This window comes from Streptomyces sp. NPDC019531, assembly GCF_044903305.1.
In the GTDB taxonomy this organism is placed as follows: Bacteria; Actinomycetota; Actinomycetes; order Streptomycetales; family Streptomycetaceae; genus Streptomyces.
Genome location: NZ_JBJDQL010000010.1, coordinates 1 through 16,199, shown reverse-complemented (window position 1 = coordinate 16,199; position 16,199 = coordinate 1). Strand labels below are relative to the sequence as shown.

At 67.8% G+C, this 16,199-nt stretch carries 15 protein-coding genes and 1 tRNA gene; 3 read left to right on the top strand and 13 right to left on the bottom strand.

What is annotated here, in order from left to right; translation table 11 throughout:
• Positions 1-41: 41 nt before the first annotated feature.
• The 10 genes from rpoB to ACI2L1_RS14740 all read right to left on the bottom strand — a co-directional run bounded on the left by rpoB (position 42) and on the right by ACI2L1_RS14740 (position 10,139).
• A complete protein-coding gene (rpoB, locus tag ACI2L1_RS14785) occupies positions 42-3,527 on the bottom strand; it encodes a DNA-directed RNA polymerase subunit beta (protein ID WP_404739723.1) in 3,486 nt (1,161 codons plus the stop codon).
• Positions 3,528-4,088: 561 nt separating this feature from the next.
• Positions 4,089-4,472 (bottom strand): 50S ribosomal protein L7/L12, encoded by a 384-nt coding sequence (gene rplL / locus ACI2L1_RS14780; RefSeq protein WP_351990294.1) that lies wholly within the window; start codon positions 4,470-4,472, stop codon positions 4,089-4,091.
• Between the two features lie 115 nt (positions 4,473-4,587).
• The gene (rplJ, locus tag ACI2L1_RS14775; RefSeq protein ID WP_037680489.1) at positions 4,588-5,118 is read right to left on the bottom strand and encodes a 50S ribosomal protein L10; all 531 of its coding nucleotides are present in this window, start codon (positions 5,116-5,118) and stop codon (positions 4,588-4,590) included.
• Positions 5,119-5,416: 298 nt separating this feature from the next.
• Positions 5,417-6,274: an LppX_LprAFG lipoprotein gene (locus ACI2L1_RS14770; protein WP_404739722.1), complete on the bottom strand. Its 858-nt coding sequence runs from the start codon at positions 6,272-6,274 to the stop codon at positions 5,417-5,419.
• Positions 6,275-6,367: 93 nt separating this feature from the next.
• Entirely contained in the window at positions 6,368-7,207 is an 840-nt protein-coding gene (locus ACI2L1_RS14765) for a hypothetical protein (protein WP_404739721.1), read from the bottom strand.
• A 113-nt stretch (positions 7,208-7,320) separates the two neighbouring features.
• Entirely contained in the window at positions 7,321-8,046 is a 726-nt protein-coding gene (gene rplA, locus ACI2L1_RS14760; protein ID WP_062047706.1) for a 50S ribosomal protein L1, read from the bottom strand.
• Positions 8,047-8,128: 82 nt separating this feature from the next.
• A complete protein-coding gene (rplK, locus tag ACI2L1_RS14755; protein ID WP_359031386.1) occupies positions 8,129-8,563 on the bottom strand; it encodes a 50S ribosomal protein L11 in 435 nt (144 codons plus the stop codon).
• A 177-nt stretch (positions 8,564-8,740) separates the two neighbouring features.
• Positions 8,741-9,589, bottom strand: coding sequence for a transcription termination/antitermination protein NusG (gene nusG / locus ACI2L1_RS14750; protein WP_404739720.1), 849 nt, complete (start codon positions 9,587-9,589; stop codon positions 8,741-8,743).
• A gap of 81 nt (positions 9,590-9,670) precedes the next feature.
• A complete protein-coding gene (gene secE, locus ACI2L1_RS14745) occupies positions 9,671-9,958 on the bottom strand; it encodes a preprotein translocase subunit SecE (protein ID WP_404739719.1) in 288 nt (95 codons plus the stop codon).
• Positions 9,959-10,066: 108 nt separating this feature from the next.
• Positions 10,067-10,139, bottom strand: a tRNA-Trp gene (locus ACI2L1_RS14740).
• Between the two features lie 248 nt (positions 10,140-10,387).
• Between ACI2L1_RS14740 and ACI2L1_RS14735 the strand changes: the two genes are divergently transcribed.
• The gene (locus ACI2L1_RS14735) at positions 10,388-11,614 is read left to right on the top strand and encodes a pyridoxal phosphate-dependent aminotransferase (RefSeq protein ID WP_404739718.1); all 1,227 of its coding nucleotides are present in this window, start codon (positions 10,388-10,390) and stop codon (positions 11,612-11,614) included.
• Between the two features lie 124 nt (positions 11,615-11,738).
• Positions 11,739-12,779 (top strand): adenosine deaminase, encoded by a 1,041-nt coding sequence (locus ACI2L1_RS14730; RefSeq protein WP_404739717.1) that lies wholly within the window; start codon positions 11,739-11,741, stop codon positions 12,777-12,779.
• Here ACI2L1_RS14730 and ACI2L1_RS14725 read toward each other — a convergent pair.
• Complete coding sequence (locus ACI2L1_RS14725; RefSeq protein WP_404739716.1) at positions 12,760-13,428, bottom strand: hypothetical protein; 669 nt, start codon at positions 13,426-13,428, stop codon at positions 12,760-12,762. The two genes, ACI2L1_RS14730 and ACI2L1_RS14725, sit on opposite strands and share 20 nt — an antisense overlap.
• A 36-nt stretch (positions 13,429-13,464) precedes the next feature.
• Entirely contained in the window at positions 13,465-14,082 is a 618-nt protein-coding gene (locus tag ACI2L1_RS14720) for a TetR/AcrR family transcriptional regulator (protein WP_404739865.1), read from the bottom strand.
• Between the two features lie 138 nt (positions 14,083-14,220).
• Between ACI2L1_RS14720 and ACI2L1_RS14715 the strand changes: the two genes are divergently transcribed.
• Positions 14,221-14,853 carry an NAD(P)-dependent oxidoreductase gene (locus ACI2L1_RS14715; protein WP_404739715.1) on the top strand — a complete coding sequence of 211 codons (633 nt, stop codon included), beginning with the start codon at positions 14,221-14,223 and terminating at the stop codon, positions 14,851-14,853.
• Between the two features lie 72 nt (positions 14,854-14,925).
• On the opposite strand, the gene ACI2L1_RS14710 is transcribed toward ACI2L1_RS14715, so the two are convergent.
• Positions 14,926-15,981, bottom strand: a complete 1,056-nt coding sequence (locus tag ACI2L1_RS14710) for a UDP-N-acetylmuramate dehydrogenase (RefSeq protein WP_404739714.1) — start codon at positions 15,979-15,981, stop codon at positions 14,926-14,928.
• Positions 15,982-16,199 lie beyond the last annotated feature (218 nt).

The window sequence follows — 16,199 nt, the reverse complement described above, 5'->3', positions numbered from 1 at the left end:
CGGCCGGAGGTTCCTCACCAGGTCCTCCGGCCGGACTCCCGTCAGACCTCTTCGACGCTGCTCGGCTCGCGCCGGGACAGGTCGATGCCGAGCTCTTCCGCCGCGCGGAAGACGTCCTCGTCGGTGTCGCGCATCTCGATGGACATGCCGTCCGAGGACAGCACCTCCACGTTGAGGCACAGGGACTGCATCTCCTTGATGAGCACCTTGAAGGACTCGGGGATGCCGGGCTCGGGGATGTTCTCGCCCTTGACGATGGCCTCGTAGACCTTCACGCGGCCGGTGACGTCGTCGGACTTGATGGTGAGCAGCTCCTGGAGGGCGTACGCGGCGCCGTAAGCCTCCAGCGCCCACACCTCCATCTCGCCGAACCGCTGGCCACCGAACTGGGCCTTACCACCCAGCGGCTGCTGGGTGATCATCGAGTACGGACCGGTCGAGCGGGCGTGCAGCTTGTCGTCGACCAGGTGGTGGAGCTTGAGGATGTACATGTACCCGATCGAGATCGGGTCCGGGAACGGCTCACCGGAGCGGCCGTCGAACAGCCTCGCCTTACCGGTCGGCTGCACCATGCGCTCGCCGTCGCGGTTCGGGATGGTGTGGTTCAGCAGGCCCGCGAGCTCGTCCTCACGCGCACCGTCGAACACCGGGGTGGCGACGTTGGTGCCCGGGGCGACCTGGTCGGCGCCGATGACCTGGAGGCGCTGCGCCCAGTCCTCGGCGAGACCCGAGACGTCCCAGCCGCGGCTGGCGAGCCAGCCGAGGTGGATCTCCAGGACCTGTCCCGGGTTCATTCGGGACGGGACACCCAGCGGGTTGAGGATGATGTCGACCGGGGTGCCGTCCTCCAGGAACGGCATGTCCTCGATCGGCAGGATCTTCGAGATGACGCCCTTGTTGCCGTGCCGGCCGGCGAGCTTGTCACCGTCGGTGATCTTGCGCTTCTGCGCGACGTACACGCGCACCAGCTGGTTCACACCGGGGGGAAGCTCGTCGCCCTCCTCGCGGTCGAAGACGCGGACGCCGATGACCTTGCCGGTCTCGCCGTGCGGCACCTTCAGCGAGGTGTCACGGACCTCACGGGCCTTCTCACCGAAGATCGCGCGCAGCAGGCGCTCCTCGGGCGTCAGCTCGGTCTCACCCTTGGGCGTGACCTTGCCGACGAGGATGTCACCGGCGATGACCTCGGCACCGATGCGGATGATGCCGCGCTCGTCGAGGTCGGCGAGGACCTCCTCGGAGACGTTCGGGATGTCCCGGGTGATCTCCTCGGGGCCGAGCTTGGTGTCACGGGCGTCGACCTCGTGCTCCTCGATGTGGATCGAGGAGAGGACGTCGTCCTGCACGAGGCGCTGCGACAGGATGATCGCGTCCTCGTAGTTGTGACCCTCCCACGGCATGAACGCCACGAGCAGGTTCTTGCCCAGCGCCATCTCGCCGTTCTCGGTGGCCGCGCCGTCGGCGAGGACCTGGCCCTCGATGACGCGGTCGCCCTCGTCGATGATGACCTTCTGGTTGACCGAGGTGCCCTGGTTGGAACGGGCGAACTTGGCCAGGCGGTACGTGATGTACGTGCCGTCGTCGTTGGCGGTGGTGATGTAGTCCGCGGAGACCTCCTGGACCACACCCGGCTTCTCGGCCTTGACCACGTCACCGGCGTCGACGGCGGAGCGGTACTCCATGCCGGTGCCGACGAGCGGGGCCTCGCTCTTGATGAGCGGCACGGCCTGACGCATCATGTTCGCGCCCATGAGGGCACGGTTGGCGTCGTCGTGCTCCAGGAAGGGGATCATGGCGGTCGCGACCGACACCATCTGGCGCGGCGAGACGTCCATGTAGTCGACGTCGTCACCGGGGACGTAGTCGACCTCGCCGCCACGACGGCGGACCAGGACGCGGTTCTCGGTGAAACGCATGTTGTCGTCGAGCGTGGCGTTGGCCTGCGCGATGACGAAGCGGTCCTCCTCGTCGGCCGTCAGGTAGTCGACCTCGTCGGTGACGACGTCGCCGTCGACCTTGCGGTACGGCGTCTCCACGAAACCGAACGCGTTGACGCGGCCGTAGGAGGCGAGCGAACCGATCAGACCGATGTTCGGGCCTTCGGGCGTCTCGATCGGGCACATACGGCCGTAGTGGGACGGGTGCACGTCACGGACCTCGAAGCCGGCCCGCTCACGGGAGAGACCACCCGGACCAAGAGCCGACAGACGGCGCTTGTGGGTGAGACCCGACAGCGGGTTGTTCTGGTCCATGAACTGCGACAGCTGGCTGGTGCCGAAGAACTCCTTGATGGAGGCGACGACCGGCCGGATGTTGATCAGGGTCTGCGGCGTGATCGCCTCGACGTCCTGGGTCGTCATGCGCTCACGGACGACGCGCTCCATACGAGCCAGACCCGTGCGGACCTGGTTCTGGATGAGCTCGCCGACGCTGCGCAGACGACGGTTGCCGAAGTGGTCGATGTCGTCGGTCTCGACGACGATGTTCGTGCCGCTGTCGCCGACCGTCTCGGTCTCGCCCGCGTGCAGCTTCACCAGGTACTTGATCGTCGAGATGATGTCCTCGACGGTCAGGATGCCCGCGTCAAGCGGAGCCTCCGCACCCAGCTTCTTGTTGACCTTGTAGCGGCCGACCTTGGCGAGGTCGTAACGCTTCGGGTTGAAGTACAGGTTCTCAAGAAGCGTCTGCGCGGCCTCACGCGTGGGGGGCTCGCCCGGACGCAGCTTGCGGTAGATGTCGAGCAGCGCGTCGTCCTGGCCCTGGGTGTGGTCCTTCTCCAGGGTGGCGCGCATCGACTCGTACTCGCCGAACTCCTCCAGGATCTGCTCGGTGGTCCAGCCGAGAGCCTTCAGGAGCACGGTGACGGACTGCTTGCGCTTGCGGTCGATACGGACACCGACCATGTCGCGCTTGTCGATCTCCATCTCCAGCCAGGCACCCCGGGAAGGGATGATCTTGGCCGAGAAGATGTCCTTGTCGGACGTCTTGTCGATGGAGGAGTCGAAGTAGACACCGGGCGAGCGGACCAGCTGCGACACCACGACACGCTCGGTGCCGTTGATGACGAAGGTGCCCTTGTGGGTCATGAGCGGGAAGTCGCCCATGAAGACCGTCTGGGACTTGATCTCACCGGTCTCGTTGTTGGTGAACTCGGCCGTCACGAAGAGCGGGGCCGCGTACGTGAAGTCGCGGTCCTTGCACTCGTCGATGCTGTTCTTCGGCGGCTCGAAACGGTGGTCGCGGAACGTCAGCGACATCGACCCGGAGAAGTCCTCGATCGGGGAGATCTCCTCGAAGATCTCCTCCAGACCGGACTTGGTGGGGACGTCCTGACCTGACTCCAGAGCCTCCTCGACCCGACTCTGCCATGCGGTGTTCCCGAGCAGCCAGTCAAAGCTCTCGGTCTGCAGCGCGAGCAGGTTGGGAACCTCAAGAGGCTCCTTGATCTTTGCAAAGGAGATGCGCAGCGGGGCGGTGCTGGCGCCGTTGTTCGTATTCGCGGTCGAGGCAGTGCGCGAGGCGGCCAAGAGGGGGTCCTTCCGAGGGCTCGGACTCACTACGCGCTCCCCGGGCCCTTACCCACGGCACAGAGACAGGTCTCTCCGATTTGACCAAAAGGCCAGGTCAGAGATGGTCCGATCATCGATGCTGAGGCGAGGGCAGACCCCTGGTGACGGGCAGGGGACAGCTAACAGGCAGCGCAAAGGGTCAGTGTAGCCACTTGGCGCACTGATGTCCAGCCCTGCTTTTCTGCCCGGTCTTCAAAAACTCTCGCTGCCCTCAACGTCCTCGGCGTGCCTGCCCTCAACGCACGTTGATACTGCCCTCTTCGTCACCGATCCATGCCTCGGATTCGGACCGTTCTGGCGACGCGTCCTGAGAATTGCGCGCTGCGTGCGGTTCGTCAAGGCCCCCCTGCCCGAACGCGGGGTTTCGGGAGACACGACGAAGATCACCATACCCCTCGCCCTCGAGGCCGCAAGGTAACCGTGACCGCGCCTCCAGGAACGCCGAAGAGCGACCACCCGGATGGATGATCGCTCTTCGGTGCTTGCGCGTTACAGGCCTCGCGAGACCTGTGAGAGGTGTTACTTGACCTCGACGGAGGCGCCGGCGCCCTTGAGGGACTCGGCAGCCTTCTCGGCGGCCTCCTTGGCGACCTTCTCGAGAACGGGCTTCGGGGCGCCGTCCACGAGGTCCTTGGCCTCCTTCAGGCCCAGGGAGGTCAGCTCACGCACGACCTTGATGACCTGGATCTTCTTGTCGCCGGCACCCGTGAGGATGACGTCGAACTCGTCCTGCTCCTCAGCGGCCTCGGCAACGGCGGCCGGACCGGCGGGGCCGGCAACGGCGACCGCGGCGGCGGCGGTGACGTCGAACTTCTCCTCGAAGGCCTTCACGAACTCGGAGAGCTCGATGAGGGTCATCTCCTCGAACTGCGCGAGCAGGTCTTCCTGGCTGAGCTTCGCCATGAGGGGCGATCCTTCCACTAATTCGGCTGGTGCCGGGATGTATCGATACGGCGGGCGTACTTACGGCCCGCTACGACCCGCGCCTCATACGGCGTGGATCAATGCGCGAGCCGAATTACTCGGCACCGCCCTGCTCGGCCTGCTTGGCGCGAAGCGCGTCCACGGTGCGGACGAGCTTCGACGGGAGCGCCTGGAAGACCTGAGCAGCCTGAGTCTGCTTGCCCTTGAAGGCGCCCGCCAGCTTGGCGAGCAGAACCTCGCGGGACTCGAGGTCCGCAAGCTTCTTGATCTCGTCGGCGGACAGCGCCTTGCCGTCAAGGACACCGCCCTTGATGACGAGGTTCGGGTTGTCCTTGGCGAAGTCACGAAGACCCTTCGCCGACTCCACCGGGTCACCGGTGACGAAGGCAACTGCCGTCGGACCGTTGAACAGGTCGTCGAGCGTCGAGATCCCGGCCTCGTTGGCCGCAATCTTGGTCAGCGTGTTCTTCACCACGGCGTACTGGGCGTTCTCACCGAGCGAACGACGCAGCGTCTTGAGCTGCGCCACGGTGAGACCCCGGTACTCGGTCAGCACGGCGGCGTTCGAGCTACGGAACTGCTCCGCGAGCTCGGCCACCGCGGCAGCCTTGTCGGGCCTTGCCATAGAGCGTCGGCCTCCTTCCGGGTGATGAGGACCGCTCGGAAGGGGCTGGGACAAACGAAACGCCCCGGCGCAGGCGCACGGGGCGTAGCTCGACCGGAACACACATGCCGTGAGGCAGCGGACTCCAGGAGCGACTTCCACATTCACCTGCGCGGGTCGTCCGCGGATATCAGCGGATCCTTCGGCCACCGCCCCCTCTTGCGAGGACACGGCAACGACCAGCGGTCTTTGGCTTCTGTAGGAGCGTACGTGACCGGATCCCTGTCAAGCAAATCCGGTCCTACGGCGCTCAGCCGGCTCAGCCGTCCTGAAGCCCCTTCATCATCTCGGCCAGGTCGGCGGTGTCCTTCGCGGGCGGGGCCGTGACGGTCACCGGCTTGTTGTAGTCGAGGAAGGTGATGGTCATGTCGAGCGGGCCCTTGGTGGCGTCGCCCTGCATCCGGAACTGCTTGGCGTGGTCCTCGCCGTCGACCCACATGTCCATCTTGAGCTTGTCGACGCCCAGCTTCTCGTACTGCTGGAGGCTCTTCTCGCGCGCTTCGCGGGTGGCCTTGGCCTCGTCCTTGAAGGAGGCCTTCAGTTCGTCGAGGGTGACGGTGCCCGAGTAACGGGTGGTCTTGACGCCGTCGACGGTCTCGGTGCCGACCTTCTTCACGTCCTTGGCGCCGGTGAGGAAGGCGGACTCGGTGGCCGGGTTCTGGTCGGCCTGGCTCGCGCCGGGCGCGGCCCCGCCGAGGTCGTCGCCGAGCGCCGACATGTCGAACTTGATCCAGCTCTTGCCGTCCATCTCCTTGGCCATCTCGGCGTTCCCGCCGATGTACATGGCCTTGTCGACGAGCCGGATCTCCACGGTGCCCTCGGTGCCCTGGTCGGGGGCGGTCATCTTCATCGTCATCGCGACGTCGGGCTTGGTGCGCATGGAGGCCTCTGCCTCGACCCGCCCCTGCTCGGGCACCTTGCCCTTCATGCGGTAGCGGAAGGAGGAGATGTCCTCGGTGTTCTTCGCCGCCTTGGCGACCGCCGCCGCGGGCGTCATCTTCGGCGACTCCTCGCCCGACCCCTTGCCACAGCTCACCGCACCCGCGGCGAGGGCCACCGCGGCGAGCCCGGCGCCGATCGTCCGACAGCGCGCGGAACGTCGTGCAGAAGTACCCATCAATTTCCCCCCAAAGGAACACATGGCCGATTCACAGCAAGACCGCGAGCCTATCCGAGAGGGGTGCGAGCGGTCCCGTGAATTCCGTGGGGCTCAGGAGGAGGATGTGCTCGGCTGTGACAGGAGGGTCTTGAAGTCCGCCGTGTCGGCGGCCGGCGGTTTCTGTACGGCGACCCGCACGCCGTAGTCGCTGTAGTGGGCGGTCTGGATCACCTTGCCGTTGGTCGTGCTGGTCTTCTCGACTTTCTTGACCAGCAGGTCCTTCTCGTTGATCCAGATGTCGACGGTCTCGGCGGTGACACCGGCGTCCCGCAGTCGCTGCCGCAGGTCGGTGTCGGTGACGTCCTCGACCTCCACGGTGCCGGTGTAGTGCGTGGTGGTCCGGCCGTCCACGCCCTCCTGGCCGACCTCGCGCACGTCCTCGGAGTCCAGCAGCAGCTTCACCGACTGGTCGGGGGTGGTGGAGCGCATCTGGTCGGCGAGTTCGGCGCCGCCGCCGAGGGTCTTCAGATCGTCGTAGGCGTACTTGAGCCAGTGCTTGCCGCCGATCTTGGCCGCGAAGGTGTCGCCCATGCGCGCGTAGTACGCGTCGGAGAGGTAGCGGGCCTCCATGGAGGTGACGCCCAGGTCGCGCATCGTCTCGGCCGCGGTGCCGCCGGTGTAGCGGATGGTGAGGGCGCCGGAGAGGTCGTCGCGCCAGGCGAGGAGGCCGTCGGCGGTGAGGGACAGCTGACTGCCCATCACGGTGGTGGATCTCACCCGGGCTGTCCCGGCCCGCTCGGTGGAGTGCTCGGCGGTGCGCAGGGCGGGGAGGGCGGCGGGCGCCGAGGCGGTGCGCTTGTCTTCGGGCCCGTCGGAAGAGCCGGAGGAGGTACAGGCGGCGAGTACGGTCAGCGCGGCGGCCGTCATGACCCAGACCGTCGTCCTCTTCATGCGTCCCCCCGGTGCAAGTGCCCTGCTCGCACGCTAACTCAGAGCACAGTCCCCGCACATGGGAACGGGCCCCGCACCTCGAAAGGTGCGGGGCCCGGGAACCTGCCGGTGTCTCAGACCGCGGCCGGGTCCTCCTCGACGAGGAGGTTGCGGGTGCGGTTGGAGTCCAGCGGAATGCCGGGGCCCATCGTGGTGCTGATGGCGGCCTTCCTGATGTAGCGACCCTTGGCGGCGGACGGCTTCAGACGGAGGATCTCCTCCAGGGCCGCGCCGTAGTTCTCCACCAGCTTGGTGTCGTCGAAGGACGTCTTGCCGATGATGAAGTGCAGGTTCGAGTGCTTGTCGACGCGGAACTCGATCTTGCCGCCCTTGATGTCGTTGACAGCCTTGGTGACATCGGGGGTGACGGTGCCGGTCTTGGGGTTCGGCATGAGACCACGGGGACCGAGCACACGGCCGAGGCGGCCGACCTTGCCCATGAGGTCCGGGGTGGCGACGACGGCGTCGAAGTCCAGACGGCCCTTCGACACCTCGTCGATGAGCTCGTCGGCGCCGACGATGTCGGCGCCCGCGGCACGAGCGGCCTCGGCACGGTCACCGGTCGCGAAGACCAGGACCCGGGCGGTCTTACCGGTGCCGTGCGGGAGGTTCACGGTGCCACGGACCATCTGGTCCGCCTTGCGCGGGTCGACACCCAGACGGAAGGCGACCTCGACGGTGCCGTCGAACTTGGAGGTGGAGGTCTCCTTGGCGAGACGGACGGCCTCGAGCGGGGCGTACAGCTTCTCCCGGTCGATCTTCTCGTCCGCAGCCCGGAGGGCCTTGCTGCGCTTGCTCACAACTGCTCCTGTGTGTTCAGAAAGGAGTCGTGGTACGGGCCGAGCAGGCCCTGCCACTTCTGCTTGTCTTACGGGGGTGAGGTCAGCCCTCGACCGTGACGCCCATGGAACGCGCGGTACCGGCGATGATCTTCGCGGCGGCGTCCAGGTCGTTGGCGTTGAGGTCGGGCATCTTGGTGGTGGCGATCTCGCGGACCTGCGCCTGGGTGATCTTGGCGACCTTGGTCTTGTGCGGCTCGCCGGAGCCCTTCTCGATGCCCGCGGCCTTGAGGATCATCTTCGCGGCCGGCGGCGTCTTGGTGATGAAGGTGAAGGAGCGGTCCTCGTAGACCGTGATCTCCACCGGGATCACCCAGCCACGCTGCGACTCGGTCGCGGCGTTGTAGGCCTTGCAGAACTCCATGATGTTGACGCCGTGCTGGCCCAGCGCGGGGCCGACCGGCGGAGCCGGGTTGGCGGCACCGGCCTGGATCTGGAGCTTGATGAGCCCCGTGACCTTCTTCTTCTTGGGAGGCATAGCTCTCCGGGTCCTTTCGCTTCGGGTCCTGCCTGCGAACGGGGACCACCCGCACGCAGGCATACCGCACAACGATAACGGGTATAGATGCGCGGCCAAAAATCGAGCAGGTCAGGCGGGCTGCGGACAGCCCGTCTGACCTGCTCGAAAGTGTCTGTCCAGGAAGAACTGGACGGGCTAGTTCTTCTGGATCTGGTCGAAGCTCAGCTCGACCGGGGTCTCACGACCGAAGATCTCCACCAGGCCCTTGACCTTCTTGGAGTCGGCGTTGATCTCGTTGATCGTGGCCTGCAGGGTGGCGAAGGGGCCGTCGGTGACGGTGACCGAGTCGCCGACCTCGAAGTCCAGCACCTGGACCTCGACCTTGCGCTGCGGAGCCGGCTTGCCCTCGGCCTCGGCGGCCTCGCGGGCGGCCTTCTCCTCGGCCTCCGGGGCGAGCATCTTGACGATCTCGTCCAGGGTCAGCGGGTACGGGTCGTAGGCGTTGCCCACGAAGCCGGTGACGCCGGGGGTGTTGCGGACGACGCCCCAGGACTCGTTCGTCAGGTCCATGCGCACCAGCACATAGCCGGGGAGCTTGTTCTGACGGATGGTCTTGCGCTCGCCGTTCTTGATCTGCGCGACCTCTTCCTGCGGCACCTCGGCCTGGAAGATGAAGTCCTCGACGTTCAGCGAGACGGCACGCTGTTCGAGGTTGGTCTTCACGCGGTTCTCGTAACCGGCGTAGGTGTGGATGACATACCACTCGCCGGGAAGGGTCCGCAGCTCCTCGCGCAGGGCGGCGACGGGGTCGACGGGCTCGGCCGGCTCTTCCTCGGCGTCCGCCTCTTCCTCGTCCTCGACGGCCTCGACGTCACCGCCGGACTCGTCCTCGACGTGGAGAGCGGCTTCCTCGGCGGGCTCGCCCGCCTCGGCGTCGGCAGCCTCGACCTCGTCCAGGTCCTCGTCCGCGCCCTCGACGATGTCGAGCTCGTCGTCGACAGACTCGTCGGGCTCGATGGCGTCGTTCAGGTTCTGGTCAGACACGGTGGCTGCTTCTTCCTGGATACTTAGGGGTGGAACATGCGAAAAGGGGCGCCGGTAACCTCGGCGCCCTTCGCTCTGTGCTCAGCCGAATACGTACTTGGCGGCGTGGTTGAGTCCATAGTCAATCACGGTCACCAGACCGATCATCACGAGGACGAAGACGATCACCACGGTCGTGTACGTCGTCAGCTGGCTCCGCGACGGCCATACGACCTTGCGGAGTTCTGCGACGATCTGCCGGTAGAAGATCGCGAGGCGCTTCAGCGGGCCCTTCTTGGCACGCTTACCACCCTTGCGGGTCTTCTTCTTGGACTCCGGCACTTCGTCCTGGGCATCAGGCGTGTCGATGGAGCCCACGGCGTCCGCCATTCGTCCTCACCTGTTCCCGGGTCGTGGCCGTGCCGCGCCCGGTTGGAGCCGCACGGCGGTGCATTGCTGTACGTACATGCGCACACATCCTGGCGATGGTGTGTGTAGCAGGGCCGGAGGGACTTGAACCCCCAACCGCCGGTTTTGGAGACCGGTGCTCTACCAATTGAGCTACGACCCTTTGTGTGTCCCCCAACGTACCGCATCCGACCGGGTGCTCGGTGTGCACCTGATGGGGCGACTGCTGAAGGCCAACGAGGTGAGAGTGTACGTGGTCCGGGGCCCCTCGTCGAACAGAAAGCGCCCGTAGGGCCCTTGGGGACGGAAGATCGCCCAGCGTGCGGCGCGAATCCGGACGGTTGTTCAGCAGTTGTTCAGTCTGTGAAACCCGCGTGCCGGGGAAGTTTCCGGTCTGGAACGATGGGCCCCATGAGCGCTGCAACCCCTCCCACCGAGCGCCGGGTCTCCGCCCGAGTCGGCGCGATCTCCGAGTCCGCCACCCTCGCCGTGGACGCCAAGGCCAAGGCCCTCAAGGCCGCCGGGCGGCCGGTGATCGGCTTCGGCGCCGGTGAACCGGACTTCCCGACCCCGGACTACATCGTCCAGGCCGCGATCGAGGCCTGCTCCAACCCGAAGTACCACCGCTACACGCCGGCCGGTGGCCTCCCCGAGCTGAAGGCCGCGATCGCCGCGAAGACGCTGCGCGACTCGAACTACGAGGTCGACGCGTCCCAGATCCTCGTCACCAACGGTGGCAAGCAGGCGATCTACGAGGCCTTCGCCGCGATCCTCGACCCGGGCGACGAGGTCATCGTCCCGGCGCCGTACTGGACGACGTACCCGGAGTCGATCCGGCTGGCCGGCGGTGTCCCGGTGGAGGTGGTCGCCGACGAGACCACCGGCTACCGGGTCTCCGTCGAGCAGCTGGAGGCGGCCCGCACCGAGAAGACGAAGGTCGTCCTCTTCGTCTCCCCCTCCAACCCGACCGGCGCCGTCTACAGCGAGGCCGACGCCGAGGCGATCGGCCGCTGGGCCGTGGAGCACGGTCTGTGGGTGCTGACAGACGAGATCTACGAGCACCTCGTCTACGGCGACGCGAAGTTCACCTCGCTGCCCGCGCTCCTGCCCGAGCTGCGCGACAAGTGCATCGTGGTCAACGGTGTCGCGAAGACGTACGCGATGACCGGCTGGCGGGTGGGCTGGATCATCGGCCCCAAGGACGTCGTCAAGGCCGCGACCAACCTCCAGTCGCACGCCACGTCCAACGTGTCGAACGTCGCCCAGGTCGCCGCCCTCGCCGCGGTCTCCGGCAACCTCGACGCGGTGGCGGAGATGCGCACGGCCTTCGACCGCCGCCGCAAGACGATCGTCCGCATGCTGGGCGAGATCGACGGCGTGCTCTGCCCCGAGCCCGAGGGCGCCTTCTACGCCTACCCGTCGGTCAAGGACCTGCTCGGCAAGGAGATCCGCGGCAAGCGCCCGCAGAACACGGTCGAGCTGGCCGCGCTGATCCTGGAGGAGGCCGAGGTGGCGGTGGTCCCGGGCGAGGCCTTTGGCACGCCGGGCTATCTGCGGCTGTCGTACGCCCTGGGTGACGAGGATCTCGTCGAGGGTGTCAGCCGGATCCAGAAGCTGCTGGCGGAGGCGCGGGACTGACGTTCGGCCCCGCCGCAGAGACCTCCTCCGAAATTTCGGAGGAGGTCTCTGTTCTTTGTGCGAGCAAGACCACTAATGGGGAAAGTGGTACCGGGACGGGCGGAACGTACGGCAGGATCCTGGAATGGAGCGTGTACGTGATGTCTCTGAGCTGCCGAAAGCCCATCTGCACCTGCACTTCACCGGTTCGATGCGGCCCGCCACCGTCCTGGAACTGGCCGACAAATACGGTGTACGGCTGCCCGAGGCGCTGACCGAAGCACTGACCAGCGGGGAGCCGCCGAAGCTGCGGGCGACGGACGAGCGGGGCTGGTTCCGGTTCCAGCGGCTGTACGACGCGGCCCGCTCGTGTCTCAGGGAGCCCGACGACATCCGGCGGCTGGTGCGGGAGGCCGCGGAGGAGGATGTCCGTGACGGTTCGGGGTGGCTGGAGATCCAGGTCGACCCGACGTCGTACGCGCCCCGGCTCGGCGGGCTGATCCCGGCGCTGGAGATCATCCTGGACGCGGTGGAGACGACCTCGCGCGAGACGGGGCTCGGAATGCGGGTGCTGGTGGCCGCGAACCGGATGAAGCATCCGCTGGACGCGCGCACCCTGGCGCGGCTCGCGGTGCGGTACGCGGACCGGGGCGTGGTCGGCTTCGGGCTGTCGAACGACGAACGCCGGGGTATGGCACGGGACTTCGACCGGGCGTTCCACATCGCGCGCGAGGGCGGGCTGCTGTCGGCGCCGCACGGCGGTGAGCTGACCGGTCCTTCGTCGGTGCGGGACTGTCTGGACGACCTGGACGCGAACCGGATCGGGCACGGGGTGCGGGCGGCGGAGGACCCGCGGCTGCTGAAGCGGCTGGCGGACCGGCAGGTGACGTGCGAGGTGTGCCCGGCGTCGAACGTGGCGCTCGGTGTGTACGAGAAACCGGAGGACGTGCCGCTGCGGAAGCTGTTCGAGTCCGGGGTGCCGATGGCGCTGGGCGCCGACGACCCGCTGCTGTTCGGGTCCCGGCTGGCCGCGCAGTACGAGATCGCCCGCCGGTATCACGGCTTCTCGGACGCGGAGCTCGCGGAGCTGGCCCGGCAGTCGGTGCGGGCTTCGGCGGCACCGGAGGACATGAAGGCGAAGCTGCTGTCGGGGGTGGACGACTGGCTCAGTGGCCCGGCCTCTTGAAGTGGGCGTAGGGCGGATAGGGCTTGAAGCAGACGAGGACCTCGTAAGGGTGGCCGCCGCCCGGCTCGTCCTTCAGCCAGATCCCCGTCACCATGGCCGAATTCCCTTGGGCGACGCCCTTCTGGCGCGGTCCCCAGCCCGCCGCGTACGCGAGGTTCACGGCCGTCAGGGCGAAGGCGTCCCGGCTGCCGAACAGGAAGAACGTACGCGCGTGCGTGGCGTGCCGCAGTTCGTCCCGGAAGTCCGCGTGCCTCTGCCGTTGCTGCCAGGCGTCGGCGTCTCTCCGCGTACGGGCCTCGTCGGTGTGTACGGCCAGAGGGGCGCCGGCCTTGAGTGCGCGCCGCAGCTCGGGCCACCTGCTGGGGCGCAGTCCGTAAGAGTGGTGCGCCAGGACGAGGTCGACGTGTTGTCCCCAGCCCTCGTCCGGGGGGACTCCGTCCCGCAGTGGGACGTGGACGATCGTGTGGCGTGAGTAGGCGGCGAAGGAGAACAGGCCCGCGAGCCGGTTCAGTCCGTCGTGGTCGCCGAGGAGCAGGCCGATCGGTTCCGGTGCGGTCAGCGAGGTGTGGCGCAGGGTGTGGCGGGGCTGGACGACGCGGTGTTCATGAGGGCCGGTGCGGGGTCTGAACTCGGTGAGTCTCAGCCGCATGCGGGGGTCCTGGACGTCATGGGTTCAGCGTGGCCGTCACGCTGTTTTCCCGGCAACCGAGATTCCGCCCAGCAGGGTCCTGGCCAGCCGGGCGGCGAAGTCCTCCACGGGAGGCCGAACGCCGTCCCGCGTGGCGTCGTACGCGAACGCCCGCTGCGCGCAGGCGCCGAGCAGCAGCGAGGCGGCGGCGAAGGTGTCGGCGTCGGGGGCGACGCGGCCGATGGACTGCTCGGCCCGGAGATAGGCGTCGAGCCACTCGATCGGCTTGTGCGGTCCGGACTCCATCTCGCGCATCGCGTTGTCGTGGCGCCGCTTGAGCTGGGTCTCGGCGTACAGCGAGGCGGCGATCGGAAAACTCTGCTCGTAGAAGAGGGCGGCTTGGCGGGCGATCTCGGTGAGGTTCTCCGCCAGAGGGCGGCGGCCCGGCTCGGCGGCGAGGTCGCGCAGGAAAGGGGCGAGTCTCGGCAGCCGTTCCGCGAGGACGCGGATGAACACGTCCTCCTTGCTGGTGAAGTACTTGTACAGCGCCGCCTCGGAGCAGCCGGCCGCCTTGGCGATCTCCTTGGTCGTGGCCCGGGCCAGCCCGACGGTGAGCATCAGGTCGTGGGCGGCGTCGAGGATGCGGACGCGGGCGGGGGGCGGCTTCGGTTGCATCGGTTTCGTCCCCTTGGGTTCGACGGTGAGGTCGGCTGCGGGTTCGGCCATGGGGCTTGACGGGTGGGTGAATGCTTACCCACTCTAGAGTAAGCAGGGGTAAGTGAATACTCACCCACCTAGAGCGCGGGAGTACACATGAAACTCACCGTTTTCGGCGCCACCGGGGGCATAGGGCAGGAGATCGTCCGGCAGGGCCTGGCCGCGGGCCATGAGGTCACCGCCGTCGTACGGGATCCCGCCCGGCTGACCGTCACGGGCGAGCGGCTGGACGTGGTCCGCGCAGACCTGACCGATCCGGAGGTGCTGCGGCCCGCCGTGGCCGGCCGGGACGCGGTGCTGTCCGGGCTCGGGCCGCGCGGCCGCAAGGACGCCGGGATCGCCGCGCGGCTGACCCGGGTGATGCTGGCCGCGATCGAGGCGGAACAGGTGCGGCGGGTGCTCGTGGTCAGCGCGGCTCCGGTCGGGCCCGCGCCGGTGGACGCCGGGGTCGTGGACCGGTGGATGCGGGGGCTCGTGTCCGCCGTGCTCAAGGATGTCTACGCCGATCTGAGCGAGATGGAGGCGGAGTTGGCGGCGGGCGCGACGGACTGGACCGCCGTACGTCCTCCTCGTCTGCAGGACAAGCCGCTGACCGGGGTGTACCGGACTGTCGTCGGGGGGTTTCCGGCTCGGGGGCGGTTCATCTCGCGGGCGGATGTGGCGCACGCGATGTTGGGGATGGTGGGGGATGCGGGGGTGGTGAAGCAGGGGGTGGGGGTGGCGTACTGAGTGCCTGGTGCCGGGGTACTGGTGCCGGGGTACTGGTGGCGGGGTAGTGGTGCCGGGGTAGTGGTGCCGGGGTTACAGGTTGACGCCGACCGTCACGGGTTCGTTGACCAGTGTGATTCCGAAGGTGTCCCGTACGCCCGTCACGACCTCTCGGGCCAGGGCGAGGAGGTCCTCCGTGGTGGCGTTGCCCCGGTTGGTGAGGGCCAGGGTGTGCTTGGTGGAGATGCGGGCCGGGCCGGTGCCGTAGCCCTTGGTGAAGCCCGCCTTGTCGATGAGCCAGGCCGCGGAGGTCTTGGTGTGGCCGTCGCCCGCGGGGTAGGCGGGGGGTTCGGCGTCCTCGCCCAGGTGGTGCTTCACGCGCGCGTGGAACTCCGTGAACTGGGTGTCGGTGAGGATCGGGTTGGTGAAGAAGGAGCCTGCCGACCAGGTGTCGTGGTCGTCGGGGTCCAGGACCATGCCCTTGCCTGCGCGCAGCTTCAGGACGGTTGCGCGGGCGTTGGCGAGGGGGACGCGGTCGCCGGGTTCGACGCCGAGGGTCCGGGCGGTTTCGGCGTACTTGATCGGCGCGGAGAGGCCGCCTGCGTCTTCCAGTTCGAAGTGGACGCGGAGGACGACGTAGCGGGTGGGGTCCTGCTTGAAGCGGCTGTGGCGGTAGGAGAAGGCGCAGTCGTCGTTGGTGAGGGTGACCGTTTCGCCGTTGTGGCGGTCGTAGGCGATGACCTCGGTGATGGTGGAGGACACCTCCTGGCCGTAGGCGCCGACGTTCTGGATGGGGGTCGCGCCCGCGGAGCCGGGGATGCCGGCGAGGCACTCGATGCCGGCGAGTCCGGCGTCCACGGTGCGTGCGACGGCGTCGGTCCATACTTCACCGGCGGCGAGTTCGAGGTGGGTGCCGGTGAGTTCGTAAGCCTTGGTGGCGATGACGAGCGCGGTGCCCTCGAAGCCCTTGTCCCCGATGACGAGGTTGGACCCACCGCCGATGACGAGGAGCGGCGTGCCGTTGCTGTCGGCCTCGCGGACGACCTCGATCACCTCGGCGTCGGTCGTCGCCGTGATGAGGCGGGTGGCGGGGCCGCCCAGGCGGAAGGTGGTCAGCGGGGCGAGGGGGGCGTCGTGTCGTTCCTGCACGCGGTACAGCCTACGGGTGGCCTGCGGCGGCCTGTGCGGGTTGGTGGGGGCGGGCGTTCTGCGCAGTTCCCCGCGCCCCTGTATGCCTGTGGCGGCCTGTGCGGGGTGGGTGGGGGTTTGTGTAGCGCGTGCGGGTGGGTTGTGGGTCGGGGCCGGGGGGGGGGGGGGGGGGGGGGGGGGGGGGGGGGGGGGGTGGTGGGGGATGGTGTTTGTTGGGA

Excerpts from the sequence above, each read along its gene's own strand:
- rplL (WP_351990294.1), bottom strand. The coding sequence starts at position 4,472 with ATGGCGAAGCTCAGCCAGGAAGACCTGCTCGCGCAGTTCGAGGAGATG.
- rplJ (WP_037680489.1), bottom strand. The coding sequence starts at position 5,118 with ATGGCAAGGCCCGACAAGGCTGCCGCGGTGGCCGAGCTCGCGGAGCAG.
- ACI2L1_RS14770 (WP_404739722.1), bottom strand. The coding sequence starts at position 6,274 with ATGGGTACTTCTGCACGACGTTCCGCGCGCTGTCGGACGATCGGCGCC.
- ACI2L1_RS14765 (WP_404739721.1), bottom strand. The coding sequence starts at position 7,207 with ATGAAGAGGACGACGGTCTGGGTCATGACGGCCGCCGCGCTGACCGTA.
- rplK (WP_359031386.1), bottom strand. The coding sequence starts at position 8,563 with ATGCCTCCCAAGAAGAAGAAGGTCACGGGGCTCATCAAGCTCCAGATC.
- secE (WP_404739719.1), bottom strand. The coding sequence starts at position 9,958 with ATGGCGGACGCCGTGGGCTCCATCGACACGCCTGATGCCCAGGACGAA.
- ACI2L1_RS14735 (WP_404739718.1), top strand. The coding sequence starts at position 10,388 with ATGAGCGCTGCAACCCCTCCCACCGAGCGCCGGGTCTCCGCCCGAGTC.
- ACI2L1_RS14730 (WP_404739717.1), top strand. The coding sequence starts at position 11,739 with ATGGAGCGTGTACGTGATGTCTCTGAGCTGCCGAAAGCCCATCTGCAC.
- ACI2L1_RS14725 (WP_404739716.1), bottom strand. The coding sequence starts at position 13,428 with ATGCGGCTGAGACTCACCGAGTTCAGACCCCGCACCGGCCCTCATGAA.
- ACI2L1_RS14720 (WP_404739865.1), bottom strand. The coding sequence starts at position 14,082 with ATGCAACCGAAGCCGCCCCCCGCCCGCGTCCGCATCCTCGACGCCGCC.
- ACI2L1_RS14715 (WP_404739715.1), top strand. The coding sequence starts at position 14,221 with ATGAAACTCACCGTTTTCGGCGCCACCGGGGGCATAGGGCAGGAGATC.